Here is a 14,994-nt window from a genome sequence, read left to right as displayed (position 1 = left end):
TGCATTGTTTGACTAAAAACCAGCAAGCCATAACTAACGTGTTGATATTAAACACTTTACAGCAAAACACCGCTTCATACTTATGAAACCTCCACATTAGTAAAACATTTCCACCCCGTTTTTTCACTTCAAAATCCTGCCGAGAAACCGCTTGTTGGCCCTCATTACGGTAGAGTTGTCTATGGTCGAGAGGTAGATTTGCGTAGTCTTTATGTCACTGTGTCCCAGCCCTTTGCTCACCACGGTTATATCGTTTCCCATGTCCCTCATTATCGAAGCCCAGGAATGCCTTGCCACGTAGGTAGTAAGCGGAATATGAAGCCCGGCCATTTCGCCTATCTTCTTCAGGTTTCGGTTGACGTTGTGCTCCGCTTTTTCGTATTGTTTCCTTTCCGTACCATCCTGCGTTGTTATGATAGGCAATAAATAAGGTGTGTCTTTCGTAAGGTGTGAGTAAGCGTCCACAATCTCCTGCATCGGCTTTTCCCAGCTTATCGTGAGTGCCTGTCCCGACTTCTTGCGTGAGTATTGCAACTGCCCGTTCCTTATGTCGGATTTCTTCAGGTATGCAATATCAACGAAAGCCATACCCTGCAAGTACAAGCTCAACATGAACATATCACGGGCAAAAGCAAGAGGAGAGCCGTCCTTGAATTTGAGTTTCCTTATTGCCTTTATCGCGTCGATTGATATGGCACGCTTGGTTGTTGTAGCGAAGCCAGTGAACACATGACGGAAAATATCCTTTTCCTCCGTCAATCCCAATTCTACTGCCTTAAAGTACAGTGTCTTCAGCGTCCTTAAATAACAAGAAGATGAGTTCCTTTTCAGCCCCTTATTCTTCATCCATGCCTCGTATTGGTTTATTATGTCTTCATTGAGGTCGTCGAAAGTAATATCCTTACCGTTCCTGAAAGAAGAGAAACTGGCCAACGAATCACGGTATGTCTTTGCGGTTCCGTCCCTTTTTGCAGCAGTCTTCTTTGCAACCATCGAGCGTATGAAGTTGAAGAAGGTAGGACATTCCGGTTGCCTGTTGTATTCCGAAACGATGTCGTCAACAGTGTAGTCCGCCTTTTCTTTCTCCTTCCCGGTTATAATCTTGGTAAACCGTTCCATGCTCCACTTCAACTTTGAGGCCACCATTTCAAGATACGCCTTCCTCTCCTCCGTACCTCTGGTTATTACCGACGAAGAAACGCTGTCCCACTCACAAGGAAATACACGGCAATCGGTGAAGACAGTCCTCGCCACCCTCTTGTGTATAATCTGAAAATACAAAGTTCCTTCCTTGCCCTCTACCGTTGATGAGCGAAACTTTATCCTTACCGATGCCATATACCTTCGTTTTTGTCGTTAATTATCCGTTGTTTTTACTTGTCTTATTTTCACGCTTTGCAAAAGACCGTCAATTGGTTTGTAAAAGGCCATCAATCACCACTCAAAAGACGGCAAATCGCAATGCAAAAGGCCGTGAATTGAAACCCCTCCCCACCACGCTTGTCTGGAGAATGACAGGGAGAGGCAGTTAGAGTCAGGTCAAGTGGATTTCAAACCGTTTACAATTTCCACATCTCTCCCTCAAGTATCTTAATTACGCTATCTGTTAACTCCACCATTGGAAACTTTATCGTGTCCGTAAACTCATCGAAATAGTAGAAACCGTCAAGTTTTTGTCCGATTGCCATTCCTTGTTCGAACAGCCAACGGACATTATTACCATAAACGGAAAACATACCTGTTCGGCATGACCAGAAGAAAAAGTAACCTTCTCCTATATCCGCCAAACTGTACATTTTTTGCAAAAAAACATCAGTGAAAACAGCCGGACTTTCATAACCAATACTTTCAGGTGCGATGTATCCCAACCCGTTTTGAAGCCTGCCACCTTTAAGACGAAAGTGCTTTATTGGAATCATGAACACGCTGCCTTTATGTTCCGGAACGACTGTACAGACATATGCAACATAATCATCACCCATATCTATAGGAATACTGACAGCAATGAATGAGTCTGCATCTGTCATACTCTGAAAATCAAAATCTTCAGGATTGCTGCGTACTATGTCTCTAATATTTGCCATTAGTGTCTTATAGTTGCTTTTGTATTCCTCCACGACCTCGCTCATTGAATTGTATTCCGTTTTGGAACTTACCGGGTATTTGCGTCTTTTCACCGTCGTCTTGTTGTTTTGGCTGCCTGGGAAACTGTTAAATTGCGACTTGAATAAATGTTCTTTTTTCATAATGGTTCTATTTGTTTAATTGTTTTTTGTACTAAATACTTTATTCTCAATTAGTTACATCCATGCTCTATTGAAAATACAAGGACATAATGGTGGCTTGCAAGGACAGGTGGTGGCCTTATCCTCGCCCTCTGTTTTTTGTTAATCATATTGTTGTGATTTTACGGAAGGGCAGCTGTTTTATGTATTCCCTTCCTTGCTGTTCATGGTTTGGAGAAGTCTGCGTTTTCAGGGTTGCCGTTGGTTGAAGCCTCTTGTTTCCCGGTATTTGCAGCAAGCCCGAGTTTCCTTAGCCTGCTTTCCACTGCGCCTGTATTACGCTTGAGCAACTTGCCTATCTCACTGTTGGTCTTCCCTTCTGAATAGTATCTTTTTAACAATACCTCCTCTTCGGCCGTCCATTTGTTATAGGCGTTTTCATGCTTTGCCTTAAGTTCCTGCATATGGGTGCTTCCGGGCGTGATGGATAGCTTGGATGTCTTCTGCTTTTTCACTTGGTATGCTTCAGGATGGAGCTGCTTATGTCTTGCGAACAGGCCTTTTGCAAGTTTCCCCATATCTTCGTCTGCCAAGTCTATATATCCGGTAGTACCATCCGGCTTGACCTGCCTTACCCTGACCAGCCCTTTTGAAATCCTGTCAAAGTAAATCTTGCCGTATTTGACTCTGACGTATATAGGCTGTGTTGCCATGAATTTTGTCATCTTAATTATCTTTTTTTACGTTTAAAGAAGCCGCAGCAATACAACAACGGCCTCCATGATTAATGAATTTTGTCTATTCTCCCTGTTCTGTATTGTCCTTGAACGTCGCAAAAGGATTGGCCTTATTGAACCTCTGAAACGAGTCCTCCAACTGTGTCTTGATGAAGTCTGCCTTTGGCTTCCCGTTGCCACGCTTGTAACCGGAGGGCGAAACTATTTCAGCAACGTCCTTGTCTGCCAGTCCATTGAGGTAGGCTATAATATAAGAGGTAGCCTCCTTCTTGTTGAGTTCGTTGCAGGCGTTGTTCCACTTGTCGATGATGAACTCCGGCACGGTCTTGTTCTTCAGGGCTTTCTCGTTGTTGTCCGTGAATTTAGACTTTGCCGTTTCATGAATCTTGATGCCGTATTCGGAATTGTCATAGCACAACTTGGAGTCGGTCGCGTTCATAGCCTTGACAAGTGACGGTTTCCTGATGATTCCCTTGACCAAAGTCATCCATTCACAAGCCGCGGTGAAGTTGTATCCCTGTCTTTCAAGCTGTCGGACGAAAGACAAAGCCCTCGCCGTTTCATCGCTGATGTTCCCTGCACGTTCCAGTCCACAGATGAAGTCGCTGTTCTTCCAAGTGAATACCTTGAGGTTTATGGTTTGTAGCATCTTTGTCAAGTTTATCCAGTTGGTCGGGAAATAAGCGAGCACGTTGGTCGGAGCCTTGTCTGGATGTTCATTCATGATTTTCCTGATTGCCATGTACCTTGTCTGCCCATCAACAATAATGACCGTCTGTACAAGTTGTTCTTCTGGTATGGGATTGCCGTCGAAATCCTCCACGTCGTACCCCATCATGACAGCGACAGTTCCCGGAATGACAAGCAGCATTACCTGAATGCCGTCCGCCATAATCGACAAAGCCATACTGTTGACTGACTTTTGCTTAGGCCACCTGTTCATCACAAGCCTGCCTATCTTAATCTTGCCGACATTAATGATACCGTTAAAGTCTAAAATTGTCAACAGCCCAGGCATAACCTCCAAAATTTGCTCGGAGGCTACCTCTTTGATTTTTTGAACGGCGTCCTTACAGGCTTCTGCATCAACAACATACGAATCTGATTCTTGTACGGTTGTGCCTGCAACCTCAATTTTCTCACTTTTGTCCTGAAACCCTCCTTGAGAGCTGACAAGACCTGCATTAATTTTTTCTTCTGTCATAACTTTTAAAATTTGAATGATTACTTACCCGCAGGATATCCAACACTTCATGTACATTGAATATCACTGTTTTCCCATCTTGAAAGGTCGCTCTGTCAAGCAACCCCTTACGTTTCCACCTGCCAATGGTACTGACAGATACGTTTAGCGTCGAGGCCAACGATTTCAAACCTGTAACAAACTGGGGGATACCAGGGTATTCCCTTGATACCTGTTTGTCACTTACACCTGCCAATTCATCAGGCCGAGATTGTGATTGCAAAATCTCACTTAAATCTGAACCTGAAAGGACAACTACCTTATCAGATAATTGCTCTAAGTCTTGATAATTCTTTTTCATAACGATGCAAAAGTATGGAAATAAAAAAGAGGCTACAAGCATTGTAACCTCCTTGTCCTATATGGCTTAGAATAAAAAAATCGAAGTCTAAGCCTACTCTAAGTTAACCCTAATTTTACGTTTATGCATAACTATGACAAAGCTATTTTAAAGATTTTGCACTGGCAATGCTGGCATCTATAAAGTCTTTTATTTTACTGTCTATATTTAAATAGCCCTTAGAACCGGTTGATGACAAATTTGATAATGACTGGGCACTATTAATTTCTCTTAGTTGTCCTTTACTGAAAATCAGAAAAGCCTCTCGGGTTATTTTCCAAACACCATGCATCGTGTTGGTGTCGTAAAGTCGCGTTATGAAATATTTTAAGCTTTTCATATCTTTATTCCAAGATATTTTATAATTCGATGGCGGCTTGGGTATTGTTGGAGCACCTAAGAAATATGGAAGGGCATTTTTACTGTCAATTGTCGCCAGCAATGATATTTTGCCATTTCCGTCGTATAATAACTTTGCCAAATATTCTAATTGGTTTATTGTAAAACCATCCGGTATTTTACTTAATTGTAATGGAATTGCGGAATAAGCAGTCGGTTCACTTTGTGATTCATCCTGTGTATCATCATTATTATTAGACGGCTTTAATATTGAAACTTGTTTATCTTGACCAATATTTCTATCTTTACAATATCGTGTATATTTTTTTCTAAAATAATTTAATGCAGTTTTATCCGAAACACTTTTCTCGGCAAATAATCGTCCTATTAAATGTTTATCACCTTCTCCATATTTTCCATGTAGTATATCAAATATTATGTCGACATAATGTTCTTCAACAACACCGTAATACCAATAATACAAAAGTCTTATAATTAATCCGTTCCTCATTTGCTCCAATTTTGTACCTTTTTGTGGCACTCTAATGCACAAGGAATAAAATAGACTTCTTCTTAGAAAATCAGGGTCAGTCTCACTGTAAGATTTCCAATAAGAATATTTTTGGACAACATTTGCCCACGAGAAAAAGTTATTTATCATGTTAATTGTAGCACTATCTTTATAATCATAAGTTTTTTCATAAAAATTCATTCGTGTTATTTTAGCATTCATTTTTATATTGTTTTCGTAAAAGAAATTTTCATACTGTTTATATAAGCCATCATTCTTAACAAACGCCTTGATTATTTTCATCCAATTAAATATCTTACTTATCTTACATTTTCTTAATATGTCAGTATTGTAAAAATACAAACAATAAAATGCATATAAAACATTTTTGTATTCATCTTCTGTAAACGACTCATTCAATACAAAATTTGGACCGATAATCTGTTCTTCCTTTTTTTTCGCTGGATTATATAGCTTATTTGATAAAACGATATTTTCTGCCTCTCTATAAGTACTCAAAAAGAAAAGATATGTTTTTGAATGAATATTATTTTTTATTCGGTTGTACGTTGGTAACCACCCTCTATTATATGCCACTTCAAAGTGGATACTAAAATCAGTTTTCCATCTTGCCCGAAGCCAATTAACTAAAAATGATATTAGAATTTCTTCTTCTTTTCGAAGAGGTTTTTTTAAGGCATTTTTCAGATTATTATAACAAAATGCCTTCATAACCCTCTGTGTAATATACGAATAAATGATTTTTTTATTGATCATATACTTTCAATCATAATTAAATATTAAACAACTTACTTCATATGTTAATGTAAAATTAAAAATAAACCGTTTGAATTGATTGTTTTTTTTGCACGATTAATATTTGATAACATTCTTTAATATTCTACTATATATATTTAGACTATTCGATGAAAATGTATTTTGAGGTGATTTAAACTTATTCCAAATTCACAAATTTGAATTAAAATGCTAAAAGACAACGTACAAGAAGGAATATTTATTATACGATGTTATAGGTGCCAAATTCATTAATAAGAAGTTTCCATATACGCTTGCATTGCCTAAGATACAATAAAAACGAAACAATTGCCCCATCATTCCACTGCAAAACGTGTTTATGTAACAAAAGTAGCCTTATAAAATAATGTGGTGAACGCTATTTTGCACAAGCTCAAGACCAACAGCTAATGGAATCTCCTTCCTATGAGAGTGTTGTTCTGCTGCAAAATACTAAAATACGGATATACAATCAATACAGGATGTTGTGCAGGAAGTTGGTGAATGAAAATCAATGTGACTTCGCTTGTTTGACAAGTACCGTAACGAATTAGACATATAAAGTATGTACTTGTACAAAACCATACAATGACGTTCCGTGACGACGAACAAGTAGGTTGCCACAAAGACTTAAAAGACGAAAAACGATCAGTGCTTTGTATCCGACCGACAGGTAAATACTTATATTGGCAACCCAAGGTCAGTGAATATAATAACATGCATAATTATGAAACGTTATCAATGGTATGTTTGCCGATTTGGACAAAGTCAACATCGGGATAGACGGTCTTTTCCTCAATTCTATGCAGGATTTTACTGCGACCTGCTGCGTGGGATACTTGAGAAAGTAAATCTTTGTAAATGTCAGCACCAACAGACGGAGGACAATTCTGATGGAGTTTTGCTTGATGAGAAGCCGTATTCCTAAAGATATTCAATGGAACAGACTAATTTTGGATGGATAATTTTAGGAGCGTACTTAACATATTTGATATACTACTATCTTCGGAGTCAAAGAATACTAGGCTTTCCCGTCCTGTTGCTAAAAATTTTTTACGATGGAGAAGGGTGCAATCACTTCGTTAAATTTTAACGAAATCAATTCGCTAAGATCTCTACAAAACAAAACTAAATAAATCAGCACTTGTATTTTTTCTGTGCATCGTTTGCTTTGTAGAGATCCAATTTATATTATATTTTTAAATTATCTGTTTAATTTTCTGATTTATGAATTTACACACCTCTTTTAGCTGTTCGGTTGTCATTTTATCTACGCTTTCAATGATGTCTTGCTTATATTGGTGGTTGTTCCATTTCTCCATCTGCATCTTCTGGGTCTCGTCCGCAACTTCAATATACGGCTTCATTGACTCATAATCGGAATGGCCGGTGCAGCTCATTACTACGCTGGCGGGAATACCGAGTGCGAGCGAACAACATACGAATGTCCTCCTTGCGTCATGGCAGCTGATTTGTTCCCAGAATTTACAGATGTCTTCATGCCGTGTATTGCCTTTGAAGTAAACCTGTACAATCTCCCTGTCCAATCCTGCAAGTCTCGCTGCTTCTTTCAATGCATCATTCAATTTCTGATTTGAAGGAACAGGAAATACTGTTTCACCCTTATACCATGAATACTTATCTATAATTTTCTGGGCGTGTTCGTTTAACGTGATAAACAGTTTGTCATCGGTCTTTTCCGTAATTATTTCCAAACGTCCATCGACAATGTTCACAGGTTTCAATGCCGCTAAATCAGAATAACGCAACGAAGTGAAGGCCATAAAGCAAAACATATCCCTCGCTACAGATAAATATTCCTTGTCCGCTGGAAACTCAAATGAAGCAAAATGCATTAGTTCCTTAAACTTCAAGAATGTCACAACCCTCGGTATAACCTTCAGTCTCGGTTTAAAGTCCAATACTCCTGGCTGTATCTTATGACCGTTTCTTAATGCCCAGCGTAGAAATGACTTCAAAATTTTAAACTGCTTAACGATAGTTCTGTTACAATAATCATTCTTTATGTACCAGTTCGAGAATTTAACCATTTTTTCGCTCGTTAATGTTTTCAGTTCAATCTTTGGGTCATACGATTTTAATTGATGAAACATTTGCTGGTATTTATATTTAGCATTGTTGCTCCAACTCCCTTCCATTGGCCTTTTTTCTATGAACTCATTGAAAATCTCGGTTAAAGACATTTTCTCATCATCTTGAATAAGAACTTCAAGCTTATTTATTCGAGTTTTGCTATTTACGTATTCTTTCAAATGCTCTTTCGTCATAAAGCCAGAATGCAAATCACATTCCGTGAACGCTTCTTCTATGTAAGCCAAATAGTCACGTATCATTTTATTTATTTCGGTTGCGTAAATCGTCTTCCCCTTGATTTTATGTGTCGTATTATTTTTCACTAATTGTTTTTTATTATCCCATTTCGCTGGGTCAATGCTATAACCGACACAAAATCCAACTTCTTGCTTCTTTTTGTCCCACCTGACACGAATCATTATCTGACCGCTTTTCATTATATAAGGTCTTGCCGTATAATTTGTCTTGTTCATAATGCTAATTTTAAAGTTCATGCAAAAATAATTCAAAATAGTTACCATAACAAGGGCTTAAAAGCACCTGACATGATATGACCATACGTGCTTAAAAACATTCAAAAATGTGGAGCCAAAGAGACCAATTTTTGCTTAAACGGGGTAATAAAACTCCCCCTAAATATTGCATTTTACAATGATTTCTGTTTATTGACAAATTGTTAATATGAGTTAATTCATCTCGCCCCATATTAACAATGAACCTTTAACGGGTGTGGAGGGGGTAAGTACTCCCCCGATTTTGGACTGTATAAGGATTTTTCTGAGTTTATCAGGAACACATAAACATCCTGAAACCCAATAAAATAAAGGCATATACGTTATTCTAAGGTCAGTTAAAATCGCCCCAAGGCAACCTCCAGCTCCACAAAGGTACTACGGATGTAGTGCCTTTTTTGTTGCATGAAACAAATATTAATCTTATAGATACATTTTGCAACCGCATTTACCGTGTTTACAGTTAACTTTGCAGTGTTGTTGGCTTTGTCTGACGAAGACAATTGAACATGTAATTAAACAATACTAAAAAACATATTATGAAAAGAAAAAGCATCATCAGGTTTACCACTCTTGCAATGCTGGCCTATGCCATGCCAAACTTTGCCTCGGCTGTTGCCGACGGACAGGACGAAGGTTTTGCCATGTTCGACAACTTCGTATATTCCGGCAATGACGACTTTTATAACTCCAACCCATTGCCTGGACCGTCATCATTCTACAACCCGATACTTCCGGGATGGAACTCCGACCCGAGCATTTGCCGTGCCGGAGACGACTATTTTATGGTAACATCTACGTTCTCGTACTTCCCGGGCGTGCCATTGTTCCACAGCAAAGACCTGCTTAACTGGAAACAGGTAGGCTACGTTCTGGACAGGCCGTCACAGCTTCCGCTCGACGGGCAGAAAACGTCTGAAGGCATTTTCGCTCCCGCGATATCATACAACCCGAACAATAAAACGTTCTACATGATTACTACCAACATCAGGCTGGGCAACTTCTTCGTAAAGACAAAGGATCCATTCGGCGAATGGTCTGACCCGATACGCCTGCCCGACGTTGGCGGAATTGACCCATCGTTCTTCTTTGACGACAACGGTAAGGCTTATATCGTCAACAACGATGCTCCCGAAGGGCCTGCTGAATACGACGGACACAGAGCCATCAAAGTAAGAGAGTTTGACGTTGCGACAGACAAGACGGTAGGACCTACGAAGGTTCTTGTAAACAAGGGCGTGCATCCCGAGGACAAACCTATCTGGATTGAGGGGCCGCACATGTATAAAATCAACGGCAAGTATTACCTCATGGACGCTGAGGGCGGAACTTCCGACATGCACTCAGAGGTTATATTCAGGAGCGACAGTCCGTTCGGACCGTTTGTTCCGGCAAAGCAAAACCCGATTCTTACGCAACGCCACCTGCCTGCCGATCGTCCCAATCCTGTAACGTGCGCAGGCCATGCCGACCTGGTACAGACTCCGGAAGGCGACTGGTATGCCGTGTTCCTTGCCTGCCGGCCGTATGACGGCAAGTCGGAAAACCTTGGACGGGAGACATTCCTCATGCCTGTCAGATGGAACGCCGACGGATTTCCATATATCACCGAAGGCAACGAGACCGTACCTCTGGTGTCGGAAGTCAAGGGGGCCACACGAGGAAATGACGTTACCTTCGGCAACTTTACTTACAAAGACGACTTTTCAAGCGCTGAACTCGACCTCGGCTGGTTCTCACTGCGCGCCCCGGCAAGCACTTTCTGCTCATTGTCGAAAAACAAGGGATACCTTACCATGCCGTGCATTGACGTAAAGGCATCAGAAATGAAGACGCCGGCATTAGTCACACGCAGAATCAGCCACCATAAATTTGAATGTTCAACGCGCCTTACTTTTTCTCCCGCACAGGCAGGCGACAAGGCTGGCTTGATGTTATACAAGGACGAGAACCATCAATACCTGCTATGTGTGGTCAAGACCAATGACGGCAGACAGGTAGAGGTACTGAAGGTTTCGGACGGAGGAGCCGAGGAGGTAATGGCATTCTCACCGATAAACAATGACAATAATGATATAAGCCTTAAGGTTACATCCGACGGGCCGACGTTCAGTTTCCACTACTCAAAGAACGGAAACGATTGGGAAACCCTCAAAACCGGCGTTGACGCATACTATCTTACAACACGCAACGCAGGCGGATTCACCGGCACTACAATCGGACTGTATACATCATCTAAATAGAACAAGGCAACGCCGAATGGTCTCAAGGCAAATCAACGGCCGTTAGTTAATAGCTGACGGCCGTCTTTGTATCCCGGCATGAGCGGTCAGAGCTACATAAAAATCAATAATTCACGCAAAACAGCAAAAGACTTTCTTTTTGAATTTCTCTAAATACGGAGAGAGGCCTCGCCGTAAAAATATAGCCAAGCTGTACGTAAATAACGCAAAAAATCATGTGCAAACATAAAGCATTGGCACTCAATATGATAAAGCAGATATGCGCTAAAATGTGCAAACAACATGGCATTTTTAACCTCTATCCGAGACCTTAATTAACACAAAAGACCATATTTCACACCACCAAAAGCCGTCCTGACACTTTGCCCGGACGGCTTTTTACAACCACAAACATGGCATTTTGCGGTGTAAAACGCCATGTTTCGCAATGCGATAAACGGCATTCTACACTCCACTGAAGCTTCTATGACAAGAAGAGAACTCTATTTCGGCCATTAAGGTGAACATTTTTCATTTTACATATTGCCACGTTTCAACTGGCTTTACATATCACAACGTCATATTGTCGGAATTTTTGTACGGCACGAAAATCTGCCAACACATCCGCATAAACCCATTATTAACTCTTATTATGAATAAAAAACATTTTTCCGACAGTACAAAATGCCAGTTCTTACGTCATATACATAAAAAAGAATCATGGCATATAAGAAGAATTTATGGTTTACATTAATAGCCGTGTTGCCGGTATTGGCCTTGAACGTCAGTGCCGGCAACATTGTTTTAAATGAAAATACAGTCGGGGCAAAGGCTATGCCGGCAGTAATCGAAGACATAGCCGGCACTCCGTTCAAGATGAAAACCCCTGAACGTCCCACGTTCCCCGACAGAACGGTGACGGTAAACAAAGGCTCAATAGGTGCCGACGGAAAAATCACCGAGGCAATAAACGGACTCATTGCCGACATATCGAAACGTGGCGGAGGAACGGTAAAAGTGCCGTCCGGACACTGGATGTCAGGACGCATCGTGCTGAAAAGCAACGTCAACCTGCATTTGGAAGAAGGCGCGGTGATAGAGTTTTCAGGTTCGATAGACGACTATCAGCCAGCCGTATTCACAAGGCATGAGGGTATAGAGATAATGGGCGCCGGAGCATTTATATACGCAAACAAAGAGAAAAACATAGCCCTGACCGGCAAAGGCACAATAATGGGGCCGCCGATGAGCGCCTCAATGCGCACACTGCCCAACGGCAAGAGCGTTGTAGAGAACGACGTACCCCATGACATGCCCGTAAAACAACGTATTTGCGACGGCTATGAAGGACGCACGTTCTACCGTCCAAAATCATTCTCGCCGATAAACTGCAAGAACGTACTCGTAGAAGGCGTAACATTCGAGCGCAGCGTATTGTGGAACGTCAACCCTGTGTATTGCGAAAACGTCATAATACGCGGTATAACGGTCAACTCAACCGACGTGCCCAGCGGCGACGGAATAGACATTTCGTCATGCAAGAACGTATTGATAGAATACTCTACGCTGAACTGCGGCGACGATTGCTTCACGCTGAAAGCAGGCAGGTGTGAAGACGGGCTGCGAGTAAACCGCCCCACGGAGAACGTCGTGATACGCTATTGCCTAGCCAAAGAAGGACACGGAGGAATAACCTGCGGCAGCGAAACCGCCGGAGGCATAAACAACGTGTACCTGCACGACTGCCTGTTCTACGGCACACGCACCGGATTCCGCTTCAAGACAAGACGTAACCGCGGAGGGACTGTAGCCGGAATAACCTACGAGAACATACGCCTTGTAAACGTACGCGAGGCTTTCACATGGGACCTGCTCGGCTCGGCTACATACATGGGCGAGCTCGCACGCCGATATCCCCCGCTCGACATAACGCCACTTACGCCGACTGTAAAGGACATAACAATACGCAACTTCACCGTCGAATCGGCCGACAGGCTGCTTACCGTCAACGGAATACCGGAAATCCCGTGCTCAAACATACTTATCGAAAACGGGGATATAAGGACTAACCGCATAATAAGAACGATGAACGACGCTGACGGATTCACCTTCCGTAACCTTGAGATACAAGCAACCAACAACAGAATGACCATTGACGACAGCCGCAACATCACATTTGACAACGTGACATTTCACATACCCGACAACACACTTGACATTGAGATAAAAGGCAAAAAAGCCGGCAACATAACAATAAAGGACGGCGACAAGACTATAAAATGCCATAACGGACTGAACCCTCTCGATTGAAAGGATTAAAAGCCGGTTGAAAAAATTATTATATTTAAAATAATTATGTAACAGTAGCATTCCGTCATTAGAAAATCGTTTGCTTTAGAGCACTCAATTGATACATAATGACGAAATGCTACTTTATTATGCAATGATAAAATCCATGCACTTTTAACCAAAGTCGCGTAATAACTCCGTCAATATTATTCCAGGCGCAATCCGTAAAAACTTTTTATCAAAAACGGATTCCATAAGGTTCATTAATTTGTCGGTCTGTAAATAATTGTATCATAGTATGCAATATTTCAAACCTCAAGCTGTTATATATTAAGTAACGGTTCTATTGAAACTCTCTATGGATATTTACATCTTCTGGATTATAGGCGTATTCACCATAAGTGCTATTTGCGGATTTATCTTTATACCGATTATCCTCAATTTCTGCAAAGCAAAAAAGCTTTATGACATCCCTAATGCCCGTAAAATACATAAAAACGCCATACCCAGACTCGGTGGCATATCTTTCATGCCAAGTATGTTTATCGCGTTTGCCGTTGCATTAGCCATCATCAATTCTACACATAGACAGATTACAATCAATCTATGGAGTATGTATTTCCTGGCGAGCATTGTCCTGATTTACATAATGGGAATTGTAGACGACATCCTTGGACTACCTCCTGCAATAAAATTTATTGTGCAAATAGCCTCTGCGTGCCTCTTACCTATTTCGGGTTTGTATATAAACACGTTACACGGATTCTTTGGTATACACGAGATTCCATACCACATAGGTTTTCTACTTACCGTCTTTATAATAGTGTTTATCGACAACGCCATCAATCTAATCGACGGCATAGACGGACTCGCCGCAAGTCTTGCAATTCTTGCTTTGGGCGGTTTCCTGTACATTTTCGCTTCACAAGGTATTTGGACATACTCTATACTTATCGCAGGGCTAATTGGTGTTCTCGTTGCCTTTCTCTATTTCAACCTTTTCGGAAATGCAGCCAATAACCGAAAGATATTCATGGGCGATGCCGGAAGCCTGACCCTGGGTTTCATACTTGGATTCCTGTGCGTGAAATATACCATGCATAACCCCGCAATAAAATTCTATCAAGTCATTGACTTTATCATGGCTTTCACATTTATACTTATTCCAATGTTTGATACGGTAAGGGTTTCTCTCGTAAGAATATGCCATGGAGGGTCACCGTTTAAAGCCGACAAGAGACACATCCACCACAAGTTCATGCGTGCCGGACTGTCGCAACACCAAACACTTACGTGCATAATTATTCTTGCGGTGGCATATATAGCTATCAATGCGGCGTTGCTCAACATTATCAGCAATACTTACGTATTCATGATTGATATCGCCATCTACATCAGCATTAACATTATGCTCAATTATTTTATAAGGAAAAAAGAGACACTTGAAGCTGCGGTATAACTTCTTGTAATGTCAGCAATAATCCGGCCTGCATTTATTAAGTATCCAAAAGAGGTTCTTCCGCAGTTTTGTTGGATGGCCTTTCAGCAACATAAAATTGAGCACATCGAGTTTTTCGGTTCATCCGCAGTTCAGTTGGATGGACGAATCATGAAGCGCAAAGAGTCTTAGCTTAAAATAATCATCGTCCCTGAATCCGTAAGCATTTCTTTTAAGGACTTTAATTTT

The 14,994-nt window shown here is 41.1% G+C and carries 10 protein-coding genes and 1 pseudogene; 3 read left to right on the top strand and 8 right to left on the bottom strand.

The features are described from left to right. Positions 1-123: 123 nt before the first annotated feature. From H6A34_RS05770 to H6A34_RS05740, 7 genes are all read right to left on the bottom strand, one after another. On the bottom strand, positions 124-1,338 hold the full coding sequence (locus H6A34_RS05770) for a tyrosine-type recombinase/integrase (RefSeq protein ID WP_205104061.1): 1,215 nt from the start codon (positions 1,336-1,338) through the stop codon (positions 124-126). 221 nt (positions 1,339-1,559) lie between these two features. After that, the gene (locus tag H6A34_RS05765) at positions 1,560-2,246 is read right to left on the bottom strand and encodes a hypothetical protein (RefSeq protein WP_205104060.1); all 687 of its coding nucleotides are present in this window, start codon (positions 2,244-2,246) and stop codon (positions 1,560-1,562) included. Between the two features lie 203 nt (positions 2,247-2,449). Further along, on the bottom strand, positions 2,450-2,950 hold the full coding sequence (locus H6A34_RS05760; RefSeq protein ID WP_205104059.1) for a helix-turn-helix domain-containing protein: 501 nt from the start codon (positions 2,948-2,950) through the stop codon (positions 2,450-2,452). A gap of 73 nt (positions 2,951-3,023) precedes the next feature. Further along, complete coding sequence (locus tag H6A34_RS05755) at positions 3,024-4,166, bottom strand: hypothetical protein (protein WP_205104058.1); 1,143 nt, start codon at positions 4,164-4,166, stop codon at positions 3,024-3,026. Beyond that, complete coding sequence (locus H6A34_RS05750) at positions 4,147-4,506, bottom strand: DUF3853 family protein (RefSeq protein WP_205104057.1); 360 nt, start codon at positions 4,504-4,506, stop codon at positions 4,147-4,149. The genes H6A34_RS05755 and H6A34_RS05750 overlap by 20 nt, the downstream gene beginning before the upstream one ends. Positions 4,507-4,648: 142 nt before the next feature. Beyond that, positions 4,649-6,127 (bottom strand): hypothetical protein, encoded by a 1,479-nt coding sequence (locus tag H6A34_RS05745; RefSeq protein ID WP_205104056.1) that lies wholly within the window; start codon positions 6,125-6,127, stop codon positions 4,649-4,651. Positions 6,128-7,389: 1,262 nt separating this feature from the next. Then, positions 7,390-8,757, bottom strand: coding sequence for a site-specific integrase (locus H6A34_RS05740; RefSeq protein WP_205104054.1), 1,368 nt, complete (start codon positions 8,755-8,757; stop codon positions 7,390-7,392). Positions 8,758-9,335: 578 nt separating this feature from the next. Here H6A34_RS05740 and H6A34_RS05735 point away from each other — a divergent pair. The 3 genes from H6A34_RS05735 to H6A34_RS05725 all read left to right on the top strand — a co-directional run bounded on the left by H6A34_RS05735 (position 9,336) and on the right by H6A34_RS05725 (position 14,766). Then, entirely contained in the window at positions 9,336-11,039 is a 1,704-nt protein-coding gene (locus H6A34_RS05735; RefSeq protein ID WP_420870815.1) for a glycoside hydrolase family 43 protein, read from the top strand. Between the two features lie 699 nt (positions 11,040-11,738). After that, positions 11,739-13,328, top strand: a complete 1,590-nt coding sequence (locus H6A34_RS05730) for a glycoside hydrolase family 28 protein (RefSeq protein ID WP_338088630.1) — start codon at positions 11,739-11,741, stop codon at positions 13,326-13,328. A gap of 337 nt (positions 13,329-13,665) precedes the next feature. Next, complete coding sequence (locus tag H6A34_RS05725) at positions 13,666-14,766, top strand: MraY family glycosyltransferase (protein WP_205104052.1); 1,101 nt, start codon at positions 13,666-13,668, stop codon at positions 14,764-14,766. 120 nt (positions 14,767-14,886) lie between these two features. Here the strand turns inward: H6A34_RS05725 and H6A34_RS15650 are convergent. Continuing rightward, a pseudogene (locus tag H6A34_RS15650) lies at positions 14,887-14,994 on the bottom strand (transposase); the annotation flags it as partial.

Source organism: Marseilla massiliensis (genome assembly GCF_016899855.1).
GTDB lineage: Bacteria > Bacteroidota > Bacteroidia > Bacteroidales > Bacteroidaceae > Prevotella.
Note: the sequence above shows the minus strand (reverse complement) of the source record. Positions and strands in the feature narration are given on the sequence as shown.